This is a genomic window from Oerskovia turbata (assembly GCF_000718325.1).
GTDB classification, from domain to species: Bacteria; Actinomycetota; Actinomycetes; order Actinomycetales; family Cellulomonadaceae; genus Oerskovia; species Oerskovia turbata.
Window position 1 is genome coordinate 18,096 of record NZ_JOFV01000006.1, and the last position, 20,256, is coordinate 38,351.

Annotated in this window: 18 protein-coding genes and 3 tRNA genes; 6 read left to right on the forward strand and 15 right to left on the reverse strand. The window is 70.3% G+C overall.

Annotated features, from left to right (window positions below; genetic code table 11):
* Positions 1-144 precede the first annotated feature (144 nt).
* The 4 genes from galE to IE95_RS0107430 form a co-directional block, all read right to left on the reverse strand.
* Positions 145-1,128 carry a UDP-glucose 4-epimerase GalE gene (gene galE, locus IE95_RS0107415; RefSeq protein ID WP_030150994.1) on the reverse strand — a complete coding sequence of 328 codons (984 nt, stop codon included), beginning with the start codon at positions 1,126-1,128 and terminating at the stop codon, positions 145-147.
* A 66-nt stretch (positions 1,129-1,194) separates the two neighbouring features.
* Positions 1,195-2,115 carry a cation diffusion facilitator family transporter gene (locus IE95_RS0107420; RefSeq protein WP_030150995.1) on the reverse strand — a complete coding sequence of 307 codons (921 nt, stop codon included), beginning with the start codon at positions 2,113-2,115 and terminating at the stop codon, positions 1,195-1,197.
* Positions 2,112-2,525, reverse strand: a complete 414-nt coding sequence (locus IE95_RS20060) for an ArsR/SmtB family transcription factor (RefSeq protein WP_240666380.1) — start codon at positions 2,523-2,525, stop codon at positions 2,112-2,114. The genes IE95_RS0107420 and IE95_RS20060 overlap by 4 nt, the downstream gene beginning before the upstream one ends.
* A gap of 32 nt (positions 2,526-2,557) precedes the next feature.
* Entirely contained in the window at positions 2,558-2,902 is a 345-nt protein-coding gene (locus IE95_RS0107430) for a metallopeptidase family protein (RefSeq protein ID WP_084690000.1), read from the reverse strand.
* Between the two features lie 215 nt (positions 2,903-3,117).
* Here IE95_RS0107430 and IE95_RS0107435 point away from each other — a divergent pair.
* From IE95_RS0107435 to IE95_RS0107455, 5 genes are all read left to right on the forward strand, one after another.
* Positions 3,118-3,190: transfer RNA gene (locus tag IE95_RS0107435), tRNA-Glu, on the forward strand.
* 88 nt (positions 3,191-3,278) lie between these two features.
* Positions 3,279-3,352, forward strand: a tRNA-Asp gene (locus tag IE95_RS0107440).
* A 45-nt stretch (positions 3,353-3,397) separates the two neighbouring features.
* Positions 3,398-3,470, forward strand: a tRNA-Phe gene (locus IE95_RS0107445).
* A gap of 264 nt (positions 3,471-3,734) precedes the next feature.
* Entirely contained in the window at positions 3,735-4,157 is a 423-nt protein-coding gene (locus tag IE95_RS0107450) for a phage holin family protein (RefSeq protein WP_030150998.1), read from the forward strand.
* Positions 4,154-4,441: a DUF3618 domain-containing protein gene (locus IE95_RS0107455; RefSeq protein WP_030150999.1), complete on the forward strand. Its 288-nt coding sequence runs from the start codon at positions 4,154-4,156 to the stop codon at positions 4,439-4,441. The genes IE95_RS0107450 and IE95_RS0107455 overlap by 4 nt, the downstream gene beginning before the upstream one ends.
* Before the next feature lie 215 nt (positions 4,442-4,656).
* Here the strand turns inward: IE95_RS0107455 and IE95_RS0107460 are convergent, their stop codons facing one another.
* Positions 4,657-4,869, reverse strand: coding sequence for a BldC family transcriptional regulator (locus IE95_RS0107460; protein WP_030151000.1), 213 nt, complete (start codon positions 4,867-4,869; stop codon positions 4,657-4,659).
* 460 nt (positions 4,870-5,329) lie between these two features.
* Between IE95_RS0107460 and IE95_RS0107465 the strand changes: the two genes are divergently transcribed.
* The gene (locus IE95_RS0107465; RefSeq protein WP_030151001.1) at positions 5,330-5,542 is read left to right on the forward strand and encodes a DUF3073 domain-containing protein; all 213 of its coding nucleotides are present in this window, start codon (positions 5,330-5,332) and stop codon (positions 5,540-5,542) included.
* Between the two features lie 170 nt (positions 5,543-5,712).
* Here IE95_RS0107465 and purM read toward each other — a convergent pair whose 3' ends face one another.
* The 10 genes from purM to IE95_RS0107515 all read right to left on the reverse strand — a co-directional run bounded on the left by purM (position 5,713) and on the right by IE95_RS0107515 (position 20,240).
* Positions 5,713-6,831, reverse strand: a complete 1,119-nt coding sequence (gene purM / locus IE95_RS0107470; RefSeq protein WP_030151002.1) for a phosphoribosylformylglycinamidine cyclo-ligase — start codon at positions 6,829-6,831, stop codon at positions 5,713-5,715.
* A 55-nt stretch (positions 6,832-6,886) separates the two neighbouring features.
* Positions 6,887-8,434: an amidophosphoribosyltransferase gene (purF, locus tag IE95_RS0107475; protein ID WP_030151003.1), complete on the reverse strand. Its 1,548-nt coding sequence runs from the start codon at positions 8,432-8,434 to the stop codon at positions 6,887-6,889.
* A 94-nt stretch (positions 8,435-8,528) separates the two neighbouring features.
* Complete coding sequence (locus IE95_RS0107480) at positions 8,529-8,969, reverse strand: hypothetical protein (protein WP_030151004.1); 441 nt, start codon at positions 8,967-8,969, stop codon at positions 8,529-8,531.
* A 130-nt stretch (positions 8,970-9,099) separates the two neighbouring features.
* Complete coding sequence (locus tag IE95_RS0107485; protein WP_051702868.1) at positions 9,100-13,806, reverse strand: ExeM/NucH family extracellular endonuclease; 4,707 nt, start codon at positions 13,804-13,806, stop codon at positions 9,100-9,102.
* Between the two features lie 369 nt (positions 13,807-14,175).
* The gene (locus tag IE95_RS0107490; RefSeq protein ID WP_030151006.1) at positions 14,176-14,553 is read right to left on the reverse strand and encodes a sterol carrier family protein; all 378 of its coding nucleotides are present in this window, start codon (positions 14,551-14,553) and stop codon (positions 14,176-14,178) included.
* 95 nt (positions 14,554-14,648) lie between these two features.
* Complete coding sequence (locus tag IE95_RS0107495; protein ID WP_030151007.1) at positions 14,649-16,148, reverse strand: RNB domain-containing ribonuclease; 1,500 nt, start codon at positions 16,146-16,148, stop codon at positions 14,649-14,651.
* A 160-nt stretch (positions 16,149-16,308) separates the two neighbouring features.
* Positions 16,309-17,196, reverse strand: coding sequence for an ABC transporter ATP-binding protein (locus IE95_RS0107500; RefSeq protein ID WP_030151008.1), 888 nt, complete (start codon positions 17,194-17,196; stop codon positions 16,309-16,311).
* A complete protein-coding gene (locus IE95_RS0107505) occupies positions 17,196-18,113 on the reverse strand; it encodes an ABC transporter ATP-binding protein (protein WP_084689944.1) in 918 nt (305 codons plus the stop codon). The genes IE95_RS0107500 and IE95_RS0107505 overlap by 1 nt, the downstream gene beginning before the upstream one ends.
* On the reverse strand, positions 18,110-19,252 hold the full coding sequence (locus IE95_RS0107510) for an ABC transporter permease (RefSeq protein ID WP_084689945.1): 1,143 nt from the start codon (positions 19,250-19,252) through the stop codon (positions 18,110-18,112). Before IE95_RS0107510 ends, IE95_RS0107505 begins: the two co-directional genes overlap by 4 nt.
* The gene (locus IE95_RS0107515) at positions 19,245-20,240 is read right to left on the reverse strand and encodes an ABC transporter permease (RefSeq protein WP_030151011.1); all 996 of its coding nucleotides are present in this window, start codon (positions 20,238-20,240) and stop codon (positions 19,245-19,247) included. The genes IE95_RS0107510 and IE95_RS0107515 overlap by 8 nt, the downstream gene beginning before the upstream one ends.
* Positions 20,241-20,256: the final 16 nt, after the last annotated feature.

Below are 20,256 nucleotides of genomic sequence, written 5' to 3' on the forward strand. Positions count from 1 at the left end.
GCACACCCCTTCATCCTCAGCCTGCTGAGTAATTTTGCTCAGCATACTGAGGATCTGACGGGTTGTCAGCGCCCGACACCCGCCCGACACCCGGAAGGGCCCCCTCGCCCGAGGCGAGGAGGCCCTTCCGACGGCCGGTGACGCTCAGACGTCGATCCGCCGAGGACCCGCCTGCCAGGCCTCCCAGGCCGACGAGATGATCTCTTCGAGCCCCTGCGAACCGCTCCACCCGAGCACCTTGTTGATGCGCTCGGGCGAGGCGACGAGCTGCGGCGGGTCGCCCGCACGACGCGGCAGGATCTCGGCCGTCACGTCGAGGCCCGAGACCTTGCCGATCTCGTCGATGACCTCGCGGACCGAGGAGCCCGTCCCCGTCCCGACGTTGAAGACGTCGTACGCGCGCTCGTCCTCGTCGAGGTAGTCGAGCGCCGCGAGGTGCGCCTCGGCCAGGTCCAGGACGTGGATGTAGTCGCGGATGCAGGTGCCGTCGGGCGTCGGGTAGTCGTCACCGAAGATCTTGGGCTGCTCGCCACGCTCCAGACGGTCGAGGACCATGGGGACGAGGTTGAGGATCGCCGGGTCACCCAGGTCGGACCAGCCGGCACCCGCGACGTTGAAGTACCGCAGCGCGACGAACCGCAGGCCCCACGAGCGCCCAGCCGCCCGGCCCAGCCACTCGCCGACGAGCTTGGTCTCGCCGTAGGGGTTGATCGGCTCGGCGTGCAGCTTCTCCTCGACCAGGGAGACCGAGGGCATCCCGTACGTCGCCGCCGACGACGAGAACACCAGCCGGTCCACCCCCGCCGCCTCCATCGCGGACACGAGGTTCGTGAAGCCGCCGACGTTCTGCTGGTAGTACCAGGCCGGCTTCTCGACCGACTCGCCGACCTGCTTGCGGGCCGCGAAGTGCACGACCGCGGTGACCTCGTGCTCCGTGAGCGTCCTGGTCAGGACCTCGACCGCCTCGGGGCTCGACACGTCCAGGCGCACGAGGGGCGCGCCACCGACCCGCCCTTCCTGACCGGTGCTCAGGTCGTCGACGACGACGACCTTCTCACCCCTCTCCTGCAGGAGGCGCACCACGTGCGCCCCGATGTACCCCGCTCCACCCGTCACCAGAATCGTCATGGGACGAGCGTAGATCGATCCGGGAGCCCGCCTCGACATCGGCGACCCTCGCGAGACGCCCGGGGTTCAGTGGTGGACCGACTCCTCGGTCGCCTGCATCGACGGCGGCTCGATCTGGAACGTGCAGTGGTCGACGTCGAAGTGCCCACCCAGGCAGTCCTTGAGGCGCCGCAGCACCTCGGTCCCGCCACCGCTCGCGAGGAGCCCGTCCTCCACGACCACGTGCGCCGACATGACGGGGACCCCCGAGGTGATGGTCCACGCGTGCAGGTCGTGGACGCCCACGACTCCGGGGATCCCCTCCATGTGCGTGCGGACCTTCTCGAGGTCCACGCCGGCGGGGGTCGACTCGAGCAGCACCGCCGCGACCTCACGCAGGAGCATGAACGCGCGCGGCAGGATCATGAGCCCGATCGCCACGGACGCGAGGCCGTCCGCCCCCGGGAACCCGATCGCCACGAGGACCCCCGCGACGATCACGGCGACCGACCCGAGGAGGTCGCCCAGCACCTCGAGGTAGGCGCCTCGGACGTTGAGGCTCTCGGCCTGCCCCGCGGACAGCAGCCGCAGCCCGATCGCGTTCGCGACGAGCCCGACGACCGCCACCCCGATCATCAGCCCCGCCTGGATCTCCGGGTCCGGGGCCCGGAAGCGCGAGATCCCCTCCACGATCGCCAGCACGGCGACCGTGCCCAGGATCAGTGCGTTGGTCAGGGCGGCGAGGATCTCTGCGCGCTGCCACCCGAAGGTCCGGGTCGGGGAGGCCGGACGCGTCGCGAGCCAGCTCGCGAAGAGCGCGATGCCGATCCCGGTCGCGTCGGTGAGCATGTGCCCCGCGTCCGCGAGGAGGGCGAGCGATCCGGAGACCAGGGCGCCCACGACCTCGAGCGCCATGACGCCCAGCGTGATGCACAGGACGATCACGAGCCGACGGCGGTGCGCGCCCGTCGCGGTCGACGCACCGTGCGAGTGGGAGTGGCCGCTCATCGGGGGTCCCTCGTGGCGTCGACGACCCGCTCGGCGTCGGCCAGGATGTGCGCGACCTCGGGGCGGGCGAGGCGGTACCAGGACGAACGCCCCTCCCTGCGCGTCTCGACCAGACCCGCCTCCCGGAGCGTCGCCAGGTGGGCCGACACCGTGGACTGGGCGAGCCCCAGCTCGCGCGTCAGGTCGACCACGCGGTGCTCCGCGACCGCGAGGAGGTGCACCACCGAGAGCCGGTGCGGCTCGGCGAGGGCGTGCAGCAGGCGCGCGACCGCGGTGTGGTCGTGCCCGACGACGGGCGGCGTGCACGGTTGCTGCGGATGCTCGGCCGCCGCCTGCTCGGCGAGAGTATCGGTCACGGGTCGGCGCGCTCGCAGGTGCGTGCGGGCACTCGTCTCCCTCTTCATCGTCATGTGGCGATGATATCGCTAGTCGACGATGAATGCTAGGCCCATCCGAGCTCGTGCAACCGGTCGTCGTCGATCCCGAAGTGGTGCGCGATCTCGTGGACCACCGTGACCACGACCTCCTCGACCACCTCCTCGCGCGTCTCGCAGATCGCGAGGGTGGGGTTGCGGTAGATCGTGATCCGGTCCGGGAGGGCGCCCGCGGCCCACATGAGGTCCCGCTCGGTCAGCGGGACGCCCTCGTACAGCCCCAGCAGCTCGGGGTCGTCGGCGGGCGCGTCGTCCTCGACCAGGACGACCACGTTGTCCATCTGCTCCGCCAGCTCCTCCGGGATCTCGTCCAGCGCATCGCGCACCGCGTCCTCGAAGTCCTCGCGCGTCATCTCCACCACGGGACCATCCTCCCCCGGCCCTGGCCCCGCCGAGGCTCGGCCAGGTCCTCACCCAGCCAGGTCGCACTCCCCCGCGCACACCTCGCGACGGCCCCGTACAGCGCACCGAGCACCGTTTTGCACCGCGACCCCGCTTCCCCGTATGCTGACGGAGGTCTCTCGGCGACTCGTGCTCCGCAGGCGGTACGGGTTGTCCAGGAAACTAGGCCCCCATCGTTTAGCGGCCTAGGACGCCGCCCTTTCACGGCGGTAGCACGGGTTCGAATCCCGTTGGGGGTACTCGGAAGGATCCGATTAACGGATTCGCCCGGCAGTGAGATACGATTCTCGAGGTTCGAACGGCCCCGGCCGGGAGAAACTCACGCAAGGCCCTGTAGCGCAGTTGGTTAGCGCGCCGCCCTGTCACGGCGGAGGTCGCGGGTTCAAGTCCCGTCAGGGTCGCTCGACAGCGACTGCCCGGTCATCATGACCGGGCTTTCGTGTCAAGGCTCTGTAGCTCAGTTGGTAGAGCGTTCGACTGAAAATCGAAAGGTCACCGGATCGACGCCGGTCGGAGCCACGTCCACGAAGCCCCGTCTCGTTCACGCGAGACGGGGCTTCGTCGTTCCCACCGGCCCGGCCATCATGCTGCCCGCCCGACCGGCGAGACGGGACTTCCCGCCACCCGCCCAGCACACCGGACGAGCACTCGCACGCCCGGCGCGCGGAATTGCCCTCGGGGCGGTTGACCGGTTGAGTGGGACATGAAGAACCGACTCTTCAGGGCGCGGGTCCCCCTCGCGCGCACGGGCGCCCCGACCGGAGCGCCAGGAAGGTGACCACCATGAGCGACTGGGACGACGGGCAGCCCCCTCCCCCGAGCCCGAAGCCCTCGATCGGCAAGCTCGTCGAGCAGATGTCCGAGCAGGCCACGCGCCTCGTCCGGACCGAGATCGCGCTCGCCAAGAAGGAGCTGACGACCAAGGCCGCCAGGTCGGGGATCGGGATCGGCATGTTCGTCGTGGCCGGTGTGCTCTCGCTCTACGGCCTGGGCTTCCTCCTGCACTCGGCGATGGTCGGGCTCGCGCACGCCGTGCCGCTGTGGCTCGCTGCCCTCATCGTCGGGGTCGCCCTGTTCCTCCTCGCGGGCGTCCTGGCGTTCGTCGGCAGCAAGCAGCTCAAGAAGGGGATGCCCCCGACCCCGGACGTGGCCATCGCCGGCATCAAGGAAGACGTCGCCACCGTGAAGGAAGGACTGCGCCCGTGAGCACCGAACCGACCCAGGCCGAGCTGGAAGCAGAGATCGCCCGGACCCGGTCCGAGCTCGCGAGCACGATCGACGAGCTCACCACGCGCCTCGACCCGCGGACGCAGGCGGCGAACGTCGCGCACCAGACCAAGCAGGCCGCGGCCGACACGGGGAGCTTCTTCACGGGACGCGGGCTGCCCGAGCACGACCCGGCGCGCGCCCGCAACGTCAAGATCCTCATCGGGGGCGCCGTCGCGACGGTCGCCCTCGTCGCCGCGGCGATCCTGCGGCGCCGCTCCTGACGCACGGAGGACGCCCCACCCGAGCCGGGCGGGGCCGGCAGGACCGGTTCAGCCCCCAGGAACGACCGAGCCCGGCGCCGCAGGCGCCGGGCTTTCGGCTGGTCGTGAGGAAGTTCCAGGTCAGGACGCGACGGGAGCTCCGGGAACGGGTCCCGGGGCTCCGCACGGCCCGACGGCGAAGGCTGGGCGCGGGAAGTCCACCACCGCGCCGTCGGTCAGCCCTTGTCGACGCCCTCGGCGTTCTCGCTCGCGGCACCCAGGAGTGCACGAACCTCGGACTCTCGATAGCGACGATGCCCCCCGAGGGTCCGGATCGACGACAGCTTGCCGGCCTTGGCCCAGCGAGTGACGGTCTTGGGATCGACGCGGAACAGGCTCGCGACCTCGGCCGGTGTGAGCAGAACTTCGGACTCTCCATGGACGGACATCACTGCACCTCCTCCTAGCGACTGGCTGGTCCGACGGTGACGTCGGAACGCGACGACAGCCCTGCGCTAGCCCTTCCATTGTCGCAGCATGAGGATTTTGGGCGACTTGGCGGACAGGGTGAATTAGACGGGGTATGGGTGGTACAGGTGTTTCGGACCGAGATCCGGGCGTGTCGCGCACCGTCCGAGGCCCTCGCTCAGCCGCTCCGACGACCCGTCACCTGCGGGCCGGCCGCCGGCCCGCTGACAGCCCACCGGCAGCCCACCGGCAGCCCAGCGGCCGCCCGCCGTGGCGTCGTTGTGTGGAGACAGTGTGACAAGCCACCCGATCGGGGGACCCGAGTGGCTGGAATGCATCCGGAGCATGTACCGTTGGACTCTGAACAGACGAAACAACACTCCCGGGGCCGCACGTCTGAGTACGTTGCCGCCCCGCTTCTACGTTGAGGGGGTCGGAGCCATGGGCCGCGGCCGTCAGAAGGCTAAGCAGACCAAGGTCGCTCGTGCGCTGAAGTACTACAGCCCCGAGACGAACTACCAAGCTCTCGAACAAGAGCTCACCGGTCATAGCCACACGGATCTCGCGACAGATCCTCGCTACGGAGCGAGGTCTTCCGAGGACAACAACGGAGACTACGACCAGCCGTTCACCGGCTGGTCCGACGACCGCTGACACGACCTCACCCTCCTCCTGCGACCTTCGGGCCCCAGGTGGTCCGTGAGTCGACAGATCGCGAGTTCGTCCCTCGACGACCGACCCGCGAGTCTGATCCTCGTACGACGAAGGCGCGCCCCGCGCGTCAGGCCTCGGCCTGAGCTGCGGAGCGCGCCTTCGTCGTCTCGTCAGTTGCGGTAGTCGCCCGTCAGGCGCACGGCGCCCGCGTGCACGCCCTTGGTGCCGACCACCAGGTCCTCGCCGCCCACCGAGGCCGTCACGGAGTCGTCCAGGACGCCGACGGTGCCCAGGACCCAGGCGGTGAGGCCCAGTTCCGCGCACCGCGCGAGGGCGGCGTCCGCGCCGCCCTCGCCCACGATCGCGACCATGCCCACACCGAGGTTGAGCGTGTTCTCCAGGTCGCGGCGCGGGACGTTCCCCAGGTCGCGGACGACGGTGAAGACCGGCGGCACGTCCCAGGAGCCGCGGTCGATCGTGCCGACCAGCCCGGCCGGCAGCACGCGAGCCAGGTTCGCCGCGAGCCCACCACCGGTGACGTGCGTGAACGCGTGAACCTGCGCGGCGTCGTCGTGCGCCAGGGCGAGGCAGTCGCTCGCGTAGACGCGCGTCGGCTCGAGCAGCTCCTCGCCGAGCGTCCGACCGAACTCCTCGACCTCGCGGTCCAGCTCCCAGCCCGCGTGCTTCACGACCGCACGCACCAGCGAGTAGCCGTTCGAGTGCAGGCCCGACGAACCCAGCGCGATGAGGACGTCGCCCTCGCGCACACGCTCCGGACCCAGGAGACGATCGGCCTCGACCACGCCCGTCGCGGCACCCGCGACGTCGTACTCGTCCTCGCCCAGGAGCCCCGGGTGCTCTGCCGTCTCCCCGCCGACGAGAGCCGTACCGGCAACCTCGCACGCCGCCGCGATCCCGCGGACGATGCCCGCGATGCGCTCGGGCACGACCTTGCCGCACGCGATGTAGTCCGTCATGAAGAGCGGCTTGGCCCCCACCACGACGATGTCGTCGACGACCATCCCGACGAGGTCGAACCCGATCGTGTCGTGGACGTCCAAGGCCTGCGCGATCGCGACCTTGGTCCCCACGCCGTCGGTCGAGGTCGCCAGCAGGGGCTTGGTGTAGGTCGCGACCTCGCTGAAGTCGTAGAGCCCGGCGAAGCCGCCCACTCCCCCGAGGACCTGCGGGCCGTGCGTGCGGCGCACGGCGTCCTTCATCAGCTCGACGGCCTTGTCGCCCGCCTCGGTGTCGACACCGGCTGCGGCGTACGTGAGACCTTCAGACACGAATGAACTCCTGGTGGTTGCGTCGCGCCCCCGGTGGGGCGTACGTCGTACGGGGTCAGGGGTGGTCGAGGGCGGTCCCGCCGCCGACTCCCACGGAGAGGCTGCGCAGCCCGTCCTCCGGAGCGCCCAGCGGCAGCTCCGCCTGCTCGAGCAGGTGCTTGCCGAGCTGGTCGTCCGGGGGCAGCTCGATGGGGTACCTCCCGGTGAAGCAGGCCGTGCACAGCTGGGAGGCGGACTGCTCGGTCGCCGCGATCATGCCCTCCTCGGAGATGTACCCGAGCGTGTCGGCACCGAGCGAGGCGCCCACCTCCTCGGGCGACAGGCCGTTGGCGATGAGCTCGGCACGCGACGCGAAGTCGATGCCGTAGAAGCACGGCCACTTGACCGGCGGCGAGCTGATGCGGACGTGGACCTCGGCGGCCCCCGCCTCGCGCAGCATGCGGATCAGGGCGCGCTGGGTGTTGCCGCGCACGATCGAGTCGTCGACGACGACCAGTCGCTTGCCCCGGATCACGTCACGCAGCGGGTTGAGCTTGAGCCGGATGCCGAGCTGGCGCAACGTGTCCGACGGCTGGATGAAGGTTCGCCCGACGTACGCGTTCTTGGTCAGCCCCTGGCCGAACGGGATGCCCGACTCCTGCGCGTACCCGACAGCCGCAGGAGTGCCCGACTCGGGGACCGGGATCACGAGATCCGCCTCGATGCCGTGCTCACGAGCGAGCTGACGACCCATCTCGACGCGCGCGGCGTGCACCGAGCGACCGTTGATCGAGGTGTCCGGTCGGGCCAGGTACACGTACTCGAAGACGCAGCCCGCGCGCTCGACCGGGGCGAAGCGCTGCGACCGCAGGCCTTCGCCGTCGATCGCGATGAGCTCGCCCGGCTCCACCTCACGAACGAACGACGCACCCACGATGTCCAGGGCCGGGGTCTCGCTCGCGACGACCCAGCCGCGCTCGAGACGTCCCAGCACGAGCGGGCGCACACCCTGCGGGTCGCGCGCGGCGTAGAGCGTCTTCTCGTCCATGAAGACGAGGCTGAAGGCGCCACGGAGCCTCGGGAGGACTTCCATCGCGGTGTCCTCGAGCGAGTGGTCGTCGTCGCCCGCGAAGAGCGCGGTGATGAGCGCCGTGTCGGTCGTGTTGCCGCGGGCGAGCTCACCCCGTCGCTGCGCGCCGTAGCGCTCCGCGACGAGGTTCACGAGCTCGGCAGAGTTGGTCAGGTTGCCGTTGTGCCCCAGCGCGACCGTGCCCGACGACGTCGCGCCCAGCGTGGGCTGAGCGTTCTCCCAGGTCACGCCACCGGTGGTCGAGTAGCGGCAGTGCCCGACGGCGATGTGCCCCGTCAGGGCGTTGAGGGCCGTCTCGTCGAAGACCTGGGAGACGAGTCCCATGTCCTTGTAGACGAGGATCTGCTCACCATTGCTGGTCGCGATCCCGGCCGACTCCTGACCGCGGTGCTGCAACGAGTACAGACCGAAGTAGGCAAGCTTGGCGACCTCTTCGCCGGGCGCCCAGACACCGAAGACGCCACAAGCGTCCTGGGGGCCTTTCTCGCCGGGCATGAGGTCGTGGTTGAGAAGTCCATCTCCGCGGGGGGCCACGGCTCAAGTGTCCCACACGGTCGCAGGCTGACCGAAGTCACGACCAGGGGATGGACCACGCGGCCCGACGGCGTTCCCGGCTCCGCCTGCTCGCTCAGCGGCGCAGGCTGCGCCTGTCCGCCCAGATCGCCAAGGCACCCGCCACGAGCGTCGTGAGCGTCGTCGTCCCGAGCACGACGACCGTGAGGTAGACGCCCGGTTTGAGGACGCCCAGAGACTCCGGCGAGCCGAGCCAGACGATCCCCAGGCACAGCCCCAGGACGACCCCGACCAGGGCACCCGTCATGAAGAACGCCTTGTAGCGAGGTGCGCGACGGATCGTCGTCGGGTCGACCACCGACTCGATCTCGACCTCGTCGCCGCGGATCCCGCCGTCGTTCACGTCACCGGGTTCGGTCGACACGGTGTCCGTGGCAGCGGGCGTGGTCAGAGGTGCCGGGGCGGCCGGTGCGGCTGCGCCGGACTCCGGCGGAGCGGCGGGAACGGGACCGTCGGGGGCCGCGTTCACGTCGGGGGTGGGGGTGCTGGGGCTCACGCGCCGACAGTACCCCGTCCGGCTGAGAATCCCCTGGGCCGCACCCGTGCGCCCCGGGCGCGAGACGCCGTCGGGCCTGCCTCCCCTCAGCAGGGAAGCAGGCCCGACGGCCCCTCAGACGATCAGCGCGTCAGCCGCACGAGACCGCCGGGTAGGACACGTCGTAGGTCTCGTAGAAACCCTGACCGTCCTGCCACTTGTACGCCGCGACGCGCACCGTGCCGGCCGGCACGGACGTGGCGCGGGTGTTGAACGACTGCGCCGCGATCTTGCCCGGCGCCAGCTTGGTGAACTTCTTCTCGCCGTACGCCGTCGTGAAGCGCACGTCGATCGGGAGGGTCTCACCGTTCACGCCCTTGACCGCCAGGTGCACGCGGCCCCCGACACACTGTGCCCTGGCGCTCAGGTCGTTCATGACGACGTCGGGCAGGTCCGCCCCCTCGACCGTGAGCGCCAGGCGCGCGACCGTCCTGCTCGGGGCCGCCACGACGTACACGCCGTACTCGCCGCCCACCGTGGCCGCCGGGACCGTGACGTCGAGGCTCGCGGCCCCGTCCGTGACGGTACCCGTCGCGACGACCGTACCCGGGTTCGCCGGGTCGAACGCCGTGCCGGCAGGCACGAGGTACGCCGAGACCGCGGTGTTGGCCGGGGCGCCGAGCGACGTGAGGTTCAGGCGGGAGACCGCCGCAGAGACCGTCTCACCCGCCGTGACCGTCCCGAGACCGTCCGCGACGACGCCACGACGGGCGAAGTCAGGGGCCAGGTTCGGGTGCGCCTGCAGGTAGGAGATCCACGCGTCGCGGTCGATCAGACCCGAGTCGCGCGGGTCCGTGCCCTCGGTGAAGACCCGGAAGTTGTCCCCACCCGTCGCGAGGAACGAGAACGTCGCGACCCGGTAGACCTTCGCCGGGTCGAGCGGCTCACCGTTGATGAGCACCGACGTGATGTTGTCGCCAGGGGTGGCGTTCACGTCCGCGGTCTTCGCGGTGTAGCTGACGTTGTCCGACAGGCCCAGCGCCAGGTAAGGGCGCGACGGACGCGTGCCGTCCGGGTTGGTCTGCCACTGCTGCTCGAGCATCGTCTCGACCTGCGCACCCGTGAGGGACACGGTCCACAGGTTGTTGACGAACGGCAGGACCGCGTTCGCCTCGGCGTACGTGACGACACCGTCCGGGCTGTGGAACAGCTCGTTGCGCAGACCACCCGGGTTGACGACGCCGAAGTCGGCCCCGCCACGGGCCGGGTCGGCCAACGTCTCGCGCAGCGAGTTCGCGACGAGGTTCCCGAGCGTCGACTCCGACGCCCGGTCGTCACGCCCCGTGGACGGCAGCGGGCCCGAGCCCGTGTACTTCCCGTCCACGTACGAGCCGCCCAGGTAGGCGGTCGTGATGTCCGCCGTGACCGAGCCGACCGGCTGCGCACCGATGACCTCGGCCTGCGCGAGCGCCGCGTCGACGATCGTCTTGACCTCAGCCACACGGGGGTAGGTCGCGACCAGCTCGCCGGCGGGCGTCGTGGTGCGCTTGACGTTCTGCACCGAGTACTCCGTGACCAGGTCGGTCGCGGTGTCGAACGACAGGCTCACGTGCCCGACGTTCTCGCCGTAGCTGCCGGTCTGCACGACCGGGCGGGTCCGGTCCGTGCCGGGGATCGGAGCCTCCCACGCGTACTGCTTGTGCGTGTGGCCCGTGAAGATCGCCGAGACGCGAGCGTCCGTGTCGTTGACGATCTGCTCGAACGCGCCCGGGTGGGCGAGCTCCTGCTCGAGCGTCGAGCCGTCGGGCGTGCCGGCGCTCGCGCCCTCGTGGTACAGCGCGACCAGAAGGTCCGCCTCACCGTTCGCGGGGTCGCCGTCACGCAGTTGCGCGGCGACACGGTTCACGGCCTCGACAGGATCGCCGAAGTCGAGGTCCGCCACACCGGACGGGGTCACGAGCGTCGGGGTCTCCTCCGTCACCGCGCCGATGACGCCGACCTTGACGCCGTCGACGTCGATCACCGCGTACTCGGGCAGCGCCGCGTCCTCAGTGCCCTTGGCGTACACGTTGGCGCCCAGGTAGGGCCAGTCGGACGCGTCGGTCACACGACCGGTCAGGTCCGCGAAGCCCTTGTCGAACTCGTGGTTGCCCACCGCGGACGCGGACAGCTCCAGGGCGTTGAGCACGTCGATCGTCGGCTGGTCGTCCTGCAGCGCCGACGCGAAGAGCGACGCACCGATGTTGTCGCCGACCGACAGGAACGCCGTGCCCGCCGGGTTGGCAGCACGCAGCTGCTCGACCGTCCCCGCGAACGCGACCGTGTTCGCGTCGATCCGACCGTGGAAGTCGTTGATCGCGAGCAGGTCGAGCTCCTTGACCCCGCCCGGCTCCTCACCGCCCAGCTCGAGGCCGACGACGATCGGGTCGTGATCGGAAGACCGGAACGCCGTCGTGTCGTACAGGATCGAGACGTTGTAGTTGTAGCGGCTGTACTCGTTCGCGATGGGCTCGACCGAGTTGATGTTCCAGATGTCGGTGTCCGCCACCACGGCAGCAGCGCCGGGCGAGGCCAGCACGTGGTCGAGCGAGCCGACGAGGCCGTCGAACAGGTACGTCTCCTTGCCCGTCGTCGGCCCCAGGTCGACGTAGCCCGCGTCCGTGAGGACCTTGATCGGGTCCTCCTGGGCGTAAGCGTTGAAGTCGCCCGCGAGCAGCACCTTGTCGGTGCCCGCCGCCGACGAGACCTCGTCGGCGAACGTCACGAGCGCCGTGGCCTGGTTGACCCGCGAGGCGTTCGAAGCACCCTGCCCGTCTCCCTGGTCGGCGTCGGCCCCCGAACCGGAGCCCTTGGACTTGAAGTGGTTCGCGATGACGACGAAGTCCGTCGATGCCTCGCCCCCGGCGACCCGGAAGGTCTGCGCGAGCGGCTCACGGGCGTTGTCGAAGGCCGCGACGTCGTGGATGACCGAGGCCCCCACCGTCTCGACGGCCGCCGGGCGGTAGATGTACGCCGTACGGATGACGTCCTCCGACGCCGGCAGAGCAGCCGGGGAAGGCACGAACGCCCAGGTCCCGGCGCCGGCCGCGGCGTTGAGACGGTCCGTGAGCGTCGAGAGCGCCGCGTCCCGGTCCTTGCCGAACGCGGCAGAGTTCTCGATCTCCTGGATCGCGACCACGTCCGCGTCGAGCGCGTTGAGCGCCGCGACGATCTTCGTCTCCTGTCGCTGCAGGTTGACCGCGTTCGCGGCGCCGCGGGCGTCGCAGCCCGTGCGCACCGTGATCGGGTTGCCCTCACGGTCCGTGTAGAACTGGCAGCCGCTGAGCTGGTCGCCCGTCGTCGTGAAGTAGTTCAGGACGTTGAACGCCGCCACCTTCACGTCACCGCCCACGGCCTCGGGGGCGTCCGTGCGCGTGTCCGCGAACGTCGCAGGCTGGACCGCGGCCGCGTTGGCCGGGGTCAGCTCGGTGACGGGCTGGAAGTTCCAGCCGTCGAATCGGTAGTCGAGCACCACGGGCGACGTGAACGTCGCGAGCGCACCGACACGCACCGGTGCGCCACCGGTCAGGTACGGCAGGGGCTTGGCCTTGTTCGCGGCGTTGTTGAAGTTGGTCGTCGCACCGTCGTCGAGCGTGACGCGGCGGGCGTTCGCGTCGGCGACCGCGGCCGCGGCCTCCGCGCTGCCCGGGCGACCGACCGACGTCGGCTGCCGCAGCGGCTCGGTGCCGCTCGCCAAACCGACCGCGCCGTAGTAGTTCGTGTCGTAGTTGTCGGCGACGACGTAGTCACCGGCAGGCTGGACGAGCATGCCCTCGAGCTTCTCGCGGTCCGCGGCGGACGCGGGGTAGGCGACGTTCGCCGGCTTGACGACCTCGGCCGGGTCCGTGAGAACCTTCCAGCCGGTCGCCGCGGGCGTGACCTGCGTCAGCCCGAAGTACTCCGAGACGACCCCCGTGACCTCGACGTGCTGACCGACCTGCAGCGCCGTCGCCGCAGCCTTCGAGTACACGAACAGGCCGTCCGAGGCGGTGTGCGTCGCGAGGTCCAGGTCGCCGCCCGAGCCCGCCGTCTGGAGGTAGAGGCCGTCGAAGCCCCCCGTCGGGTAGGTCGCGGTCACGACACCGCGCGTCGTGACGGTCTGGCCCACGAAGGGGCTCGCGTCACCCGTGCCCTGGATCTCGGCGATGGTCCTGGCCGTACCGGGCTCGGGGTCCGGGCCGGGACCTGAGCCACCACCGCTGTTCTGCGGGGTCACGGTGCTGCTGACCGCGAAGTCCTTGGAGTTGTCGTCCGTGTCCGCACCGGCGGCACGGTTGAGCGAGCTGGGCACGGTGTTGGCCGTCCCCGCGGGAGCCGCCGCGGTCTCGAACGTGTTGGACGAGCCGTACCCCAGGAGGTCGACGACCTGCGGGTCGGCGACGACCGAGCCGGGCGTGATCGTGATCGCCGACGCCGACCTGACCAGTGCGAGCGTCCCGTTCTGCCCCTGCGGGGCGATGGTGCCCGTCGCGTCGGGCGTCGGGAGAGCAGCGCCGTTGGCACCGTTCGAGGCGCCCTGGACCAGGTAGTAGCCACCGGCCTTGATCGTCCCCGTGAGCGGGACGACTCCGTTCGAGGCGCCCGTGCCCGTCGCGGACCGGTACTGGACCGACCAGCCCGTGAGGTCGATGTCCGCAGCCGTGGGGTTGTAGAGCTCGACGAACTTGTTGAGGTAGGGCGCGTTGGCGCTCCCACCGTTGAGGTAGGCCTCGTTGATGACGACGGACGAGCCGTCGACCACAGCAGATGCCGACCCCGCGGCCACCGTGCTGAGCGCCGCCGTGGCGACGAGCGACGCCGACAGGGTGGCCGCGACCACACCTCTCCTGCGTCGGGACTGATGGTGACTACCGATCACGCTGACTCCTTCGTGTCGTGGCCGGGTTCCCGGCGCGCCCGCCTCGGCGCGGGTGGCGCGTGTGCAGGCTCTGGAATCCAACAGCAGGCTGATGAACACGTGGTGTCCGGCCGGTCTCCACCGGTCGAACGCTCGTTCCCCCTGACGAACGGCTCCTGCGGCCGGGGTGCGCGACGTCGTCGTGCGCTACCGGTCGACGGGCGCCATCGCCCGTTCGACACGCACGCTATCTCACGGTGAAGACACTGCGTACCTCGAAGGGCCCCGTGCTCGCGCCGAGGGTGACGTGCCACCCGCCGAGGGTGACGTCCTCGTACCCTCGGGGGCGACCTACCGGTCGCGGCGGCGTGCAGCCTGCAACGGCAGCAGCGACGAGATGTCCGAGCGTTCGCCCGACGCGCTGATGCGCCCGTCCGCCACGGCCTCCGCCCAGTCGACCGCACCGGAGACCAGGCCGAGCCACGTCTCGGGGTCGGTCTCGACGACGTTGGGCGGGGTCCCACGCGTGTGCCGCGGGCCCTCGACCGCCTGGACCGCACCGTACGGGGGCACCCTGACCTCGACCGCGTGGCCGGGAGCGACCTCGGCCAGCTCCTCGAGCGTGAAGCGGACGGCGATCGTGACCTCGGGGCGTCCGGCGGCACCGTCCTGCCAGGCGGCGAGAGCGGTGCGGCCGACGGCCGGGTCGGTGCGGCGACGAGGAGGCATGGGGTCATCCTCTCGCGCCGGTCGCTGAGTGCGGAGTTCTTGCGCGACTCGCCCGGCGTTTCGCGCAAGAACTCCGCACTCAGCGGCAGGGCAGGTCAGGCGAGGTCGAAAACGACCCGGCGGCGCTCGATCGACGCGTCGCGCAGCCGGACCCGGACCCTGTCGCCGAGCGGCAGCGCAGGCCCTTCGACGCTCGCCCGGACCGCCGGGTCCGCGATCACGACCTGGCCGCGCATCACGTCCCGCGGCTCTGGTGTCGGCGCGCCGGCGCGGGCCACCTCGACGTCGACGACCACCGCGTCGAACACGTCGCCGACCCGACGCGTGAGCAACGCCGCCTCGACGATGTCGACGCTCGCCCGCTCGTACGAGCCGGCGCGCTGTCCGGTCCGCGCCATGGTGCGCGGCAGCCCCGGCAGGGCGTCGCGCACCCAGACCGGCACGTCCTCGTCGGCGCACAGCGCGAGGCAGATCTCGGTACCGTAGCGGTCGACCAGACGGCGCAGGGGCGCGGTCACGTGCGCGTACTCGGCGGCGATCGCGGCGTGCGCGACGTCGTCGGGAACCTCGGCCGGCTGGCCCGTCCCGCCGAACGCGGCGTACGACGCCCCACGGAACAACGATGTCGCCTCGTTGAGGAAGGCCGCGTGCCGCGCGCTCGCCGAGTCGAGCGTCGCAAGCAGCTCGCCGTAGGACAGGTCCCGGGGCCAGTCGATGCCGAGCGCCCCGGCGGTACGGCGCAGGCGCGCGAGGTCGCGCGGGTCCGCCGCCGGGAGCGTCCGGAAGATCCCCACCCCACCCGTCCGCATGATCCGGGCTGCCGCGATGCCGGTCAGCAGGGAGATCTGCGCGTTCCACCCCTCGACGGGCAGCGTCGAGCGGAACTCGAGCCCGAACGACCCGTCCTCGTGCGCCACGACGTCCTGCTCGGGCACGTCGAGGGAGACCCCGCCCCGCTCACGCTCGCACGCCTCGCGCAGCAGGCCGACCTCGCGCAGCAGGTCCAGCATCTCCCCGGCATCCCCCGCGTCGAGCCTCGTCTGGACCTCCTCGTACGTCAGCCGGGCGGTGCTGCGCACGAGAGCCCTTCCGACCCGGGCGCCCTCGATCTCCCCCCGGTCGTCGAGCTCCACGTGCCAGACGGCGGCAGCCCGGTCCGTGTCCGGCAGGAGGCTCGCGGCGGCCTCGGACAGCACCGCCGGATGCAGGGGCGTGCGCTCGTCAGGGCCGTAGAGCGTCATCCCCCGCTCGTGCACCTCGGCGTCGAGCGCACCTCCCGGGGTCACGAAGGCCGCAAGGTCGGCGATCGCGTACCGGACGAGGTAGCCACCGGGGCGGCGCTCGAGGTGGAGCGCCTGGTCGAGGTCCATGGAACCGGGCGGGTCGATCGTCACGAACGGGACGTCACGCAGGTCCGCGCGCCCGGCCGTGACGTCCCGCTGGGCTGCCGCTGCGGCCTCCTCGAGGACGGGCCGCGGGAACTCCGCGGGAATCTCCATCTCGTCCCGCAGCGTGGCGAGAGCGGTCAGGACGGGATCGATCGCGGGAGCGACGGGGGCGGCGATGGGCGCGACGCGCAGGTTCCGGGTGGGCACGTCCCGACTCTAGGGCGTTCCCAGGTCCGCCGGGCGGTGCAGCCGCGCCCGGTACACCTGCACCCCGTGACGCACGAGTGACGGCCCCGGGTCGTGGACCCGGGGCCGTCACTCGTGCGTCGGTCGCCTGCTCGCGCCGACACCGCCTGACGTGGCCGCCCTAGAGGCCGGCCGTGCCGAAGCGGTCACGCACCGCGGCGGCCTCCCCCGAGGCGGCCGACGTGGATGCGAGCTCAGAGCGCACCTCGTCGCGCAGCTTGCCCTGGTTCCTCGGGTCAGGTGCGGCAGACAGGAGGAGCTTGGTGTACTCGTGCTGCGGATTCAAGATGACGTCGTCCGCCGGTCCCCGCTCCACGATGTTGCCACGGAACATCACGATGATCTCGTCGGAGAAGTGCCGAGCCGTCGCGAGGTCGTGCGTGATGTACAGGACCCCGAGGTTCTCCTCGCGCTGCAGACGCGCGAGCAGGTTGAGGACACCGAGGCGGATCGAGACGTCGAGCATCGAGACCGGCTCGTCCGCGATGAGGAAGCGGGCTCCCGGAGCGAGCGCACGGGCGATCGCGACGCGCTGCCGCTGGCCTCCCGACATCTCGTGCGGGCGCTTCTCGGCGAAGGTCGCCGCAGGCGTCAGGTTGACGCGGGTGAGGAGCTCCTCGACCGCCTGGTCGAGCTCGGCGTTGGTCTTCGCCCGACCGTGGATCCGGAGCGGACGCTCGAGGTGGTGGCGGATCGAGTGGAACGGGTTGAGCGACGCGAACGGGTCCTGGAAGACCATCTGGACGTTGTGCCGGTACTTCGCCAGCGCGCGGCCGCGGTGGGCGCTCGGGGTGCCGTCGATCAGGATCTCTCCCGACGACGGGGTCTCGAGCTTGGCGATCATGCGCGCGACGGTGGACTTGCCCGACCCGGACTCCCCGACGATCGCGATCGTCTTGCCAGGCTCGAGCGTGAACGAGACGTCGTTCACGGCCCGGAGCCGGGACCTCTTGAGACCGTTGCGGATCGTGAAGTCCTTGGTCACGTTGCGGACCTCGAGCGTGCCCATCAGGCCACCTCTCCCGTGTTGTCTTCCGAGCCCCCGCCGGACCGGACGAACGCCCCGCGCTCCCCTGTCAGGCTGGGGAACGATGCCAGGAGCTTGCGCGTGTACTCGTGCGCAGGTGCGCGGTAGATCTCCTCGGAGGTGTTCAGCTCGACGATCTCGCCCTGCAACATGACTGCGATGCGGTCGCTGATCTCCAGGAGCATGGGCAGGTCGTGCGTGATGAAGACGACCGCGAAGCCGAACTGCTCGCGCAGGCGCATGATCTCGCGGAGGATCCCGCGCTGGACGACCACGTCGAGTGCGGTCGTGGGCTCGTCCATGATCATGACCTGCGGGTTCAGCGCGAGGGCCATGGCGATCATGACGCGCTGCCGCATGCCGCCCGAGAGCTCGTGGGCGTAGCTGTTCAGACGGTTCGGGTCCACACCGACCAGCTCGAGAAGCTCGCGGCTGCGGTGGAGCTTGTCCTTCTTGGACATCCCTGGACGGTGGGTGTCGAAGACGTCGAAGAGCTGGGCCCTGATGCTGATGACCGGGTTCAGGGAGTTCATCGCCCCCTGGAAGACCATGGAGACCTTGTCCCAGCGGAACGTCCGGAGCGCGTCCCCCGAGAGTGCGGCCACGTCGATGTCGTGACCGTCCTTGTCGTGCAGGACGATCTCGCCGCTCGTGCGGAGCGCGGGCGGCTTGAGGAGCTGGTTGAGGCCGTACGCCAGCGTCGTCTTGCCGCACCCGGACTCGCCGGCCAGGCCGAGGATCTCGCCGCGGTGGAGCGTCAGCGAGACGTCCTTGACCGCCCGGACCACGGGGTTGACCTGGTACTCGATCGAGACGTTCCGTGCCGTCAGGACAGGGACCGCGTCGGGCGCTGCTCCCGCGTCTCCCGCGGGCTTCGCGGTCAGGGTCGGCGTGCTCATGCTTCCACCTTCTCGTCGTGGCGGGCCGAGACCTCGACCGGCGGACGCTTCGCCGAGGGGGCTGCTCCACCCTTCCCACGCTTCTTCTCTGCGAGCCGGACGTTCTTCACGGCCGCGGGGGCCGTCCGGAGCTTGGGGTTGATGATCTCGTCGATGCTGAAGTTGATGAGCGCCAGGCCGCAGCCGAACAGCGCGATCAGGAGGCCCGGCGGCACGAACCACCACCAGCGTCCGTAGGCCATCGCATTCTGGGTGCTGGCCTCGTTGAGGATCGTGCCCCACGTGACCGAGCCCGAGGGCCCGAGGCCCAGGTAGGAGAGACCTGCCTCGCTGAGGATCGCGAGGATCACCGCGCCCAGGAAGTTGGCCGCGAGCAGCGGGAGCAGGTTCGGCAGGATCTCGACGAGGATGATCCGGGGCGCCTTCTCGCCCGCGACCTTCGCCGCGTAGACGTAGTCCCGGCTGCGGAGCGACCGGGCCTGGGCGCGGAGCACGATCGCGGCTCCGGCCCACCCGGTGATACCGAGGATCAGGGCGATGAGCAGGAGCGAGCGGGACTCGAGGTAGGCCGAGATCACGATGATCAGCGGCAGCCCCGGGATCACGAGCATGATGTTGGTGATGAACGAGAGGATCTCGTTGGTCCAACCGCCCACGTAGCCCGCGATGATGCCGAAGGCCAGGGACAGGACCATCGCGATGACGCCGGCGAGGAGACCGACTGTGAGGGACCCCATGCCGCCATGAGCGACCTGGGCGAAGATGTCCACGCCGATGTTGTTGGTGCCGAGCCAGTGCTCGGCGCTCGGCGGGAGGTACTGCTCGTTCTTGGTGGAGGTCGGGCTCTGGCTGAAGAACGGCGCCACGACCGAGAAGAGGATGATGCCGAGCGTCAGGACGAGCCCGACGACCAGCTTGCCGGAGCGACGAGGAAGCATGGCCCGCAGGCCCCGCTTGGGCGCGGCGCTCGTCTGGACGGGCTCACCGGCGACGACCGACTCGGGCGAGGCGATCGGAACGTCCGGCACGAGCCCACGCGTCGTGTTCTGAGGGGGGAGACCGTCGACCACGACCGATCCGGCCGGGGCTGCGTCCGAAGACGGGGTGACGGTCTCGGCGTCACGGGTGTCGTCAGCCATTGTTGCGCGTCCTCGGGTCGATGATGCCGTTGATCAGATCCATGAGGAAGTTCGCGGCGAGCACCACGACGGTGATCACCAGGAACGCTCCCTGCATGAGGGCGTAGTCCTTCGCCTGGACCGCCGTGAAGAGGAGCTTGCCGATTCCGGGGTAGCTGAACGCCTGCTCCATGACCACGGACCCCGCGACCACGAAGCCCAGCGCGATGCCGAAGCCTGTGACCGACGGCAGGACCGCGTTGCGGGTCGCATAGGTCGTGGCGACGCGCATCGGACGAAGGCCCTTGGCCTCGGCCGTGGTGACGTAGTCCTCCGCGAGGGTCGACACCATCATGTTGCGCATCCCGAGGAGCCACCCGCCCATGGCGGACAGGACGATCGTGATGGCGGGCAGGGTGCCGTGGTAGATCACGCTGCCGACGAACGCCCACGACCACTCGGGGCCGTTGTCGAACATGAAGATGTCGTAGCCGCCGACGATCGGGAACCAGCCCAGCGACACGGAGAAGACGGAGATCAGAACCAGGGCGAGCCAGAAGTAGGGCACCGCCTGGAGGAAGGTCGACGCGGGGATGATGTGGTCGACCCAGGTCCCGCGCTTCCAGCCGACCCAGGCGCCGCCACCGACGCCCAGGAGGAAGGCGATGATCGTCGCCAGCCCGACGAGGCCCACCGTCCAGGGGAGGGCCTCGCCGAGCAGCTCGTCGACGGTGGCCGGGAAGTAGACCACCGAGGTACCGAAGTCACCCTTGAAGAGGTTCCCCCAGTAGGCGAGGTACTGGTCCCAGAGCGACGCGTCGTCACTGCCGAAGAGGAGATCGATGCTGTTGAGCATCCCAGGAGTCAGTTCGCCATTCCTCCGCAGAAGCGTATCGATGTAGATCTGCTTCGGGTCGCCGGGTATGGCCCGGGGAAGAATGAAGTTGAGCGATACAGCGGCCCAGAGGGTGACCACGTAGAACGTGATCCGCCGTGCGAAATACCTCATGCGATGGACTCCTTGT

Bases quoted from the DNA above. Each gene is read 5' to 3' on its own strand.
- IE95_RS0107515 (WP_030151011.1), bottom strand. From the start codon at position 20,240: ATGAGGTATTTCGCACGGCGGATCACGTTCTACGTGGTCACCCTCTGG.
- IE95_RS20060 (WP_240666380.1), bottom strand. From the start codon at position 2,525: ATGACGATGAAGAGGGAGACGAGTGCCCGCACGCACCTGCGAGCGCGC.
- IE95_RS0107430 (WP_084690000.1), bottom strand. From the start codon at position 2,902: ATGACGCGCGAGGACTTCGAGGACGCGGTGCGCGATGCGCTGGACGAG.
- IE95_RS0107500 (WP_030151008.1), bottom strand. From the start codon at position 17,196: ATGGGCACGCTCGAGGTCCGCAACGTGACCAAGGACTTCACGATCCGC.
- galE (WP_030150994.1), bottom strand. From the start codon at position 1,128: ATGACGATTCTGGTGACGGGTGGAGCGGGGTACATCGGGGCGCACGTG.
- IE95_RS0107420 (WP_030150995.1), bottom strand. From the start codon at position 2,115: ATGAGCGGCCACTCCCACTCGCACGGTGCGTCGACCGCGACGGGCGCG.
- IE95_RS0107450 (WP_030150998.1), top strand. From the start codon at position 3,735: ATGAGCGACTGGGACGACGGGCAGCCCCCTCCCCCGAGCCCGAAGCCC.
- IE95_RS0107490 (WP_030151006.1), bottom strand. From the start codon at position 14,553: ATGCCTCCTCGTCGCCGCACCGACCCGGCCGTCGGCCGCACCGCTCTC.
- IE95_RS0107460 (WP_030151000.1), bottom strand. From the start codon at position 4,869: ATGTCCGTCCATGGAGAGTCCGAAGTTCTGCTCACACCGGCCGAGGTC.
- IE95_RS0107510 (WP_084689945.1), bottom strand. From the start codon at position 19,252: ATGGCTGACGACACCCGTGACGCCGAGACCGTCACCCCGTCTTCGGAC.
- IE95_RS0107505 (WP_084689944.1), bottom strand. From the start codon at position 18,113: ATGAGCACGCCGACCCTGACCGCGAAGCCCGCGGGAGACGCGGGAGCA.
- IE95_RS0107465 (WP_030151001.1), top strand. From the start codon at position 5,330: ATGGGCCGCGGCCGTCAGAAGGCTAAGCAGACCAAGGTCGCTCGTGCG.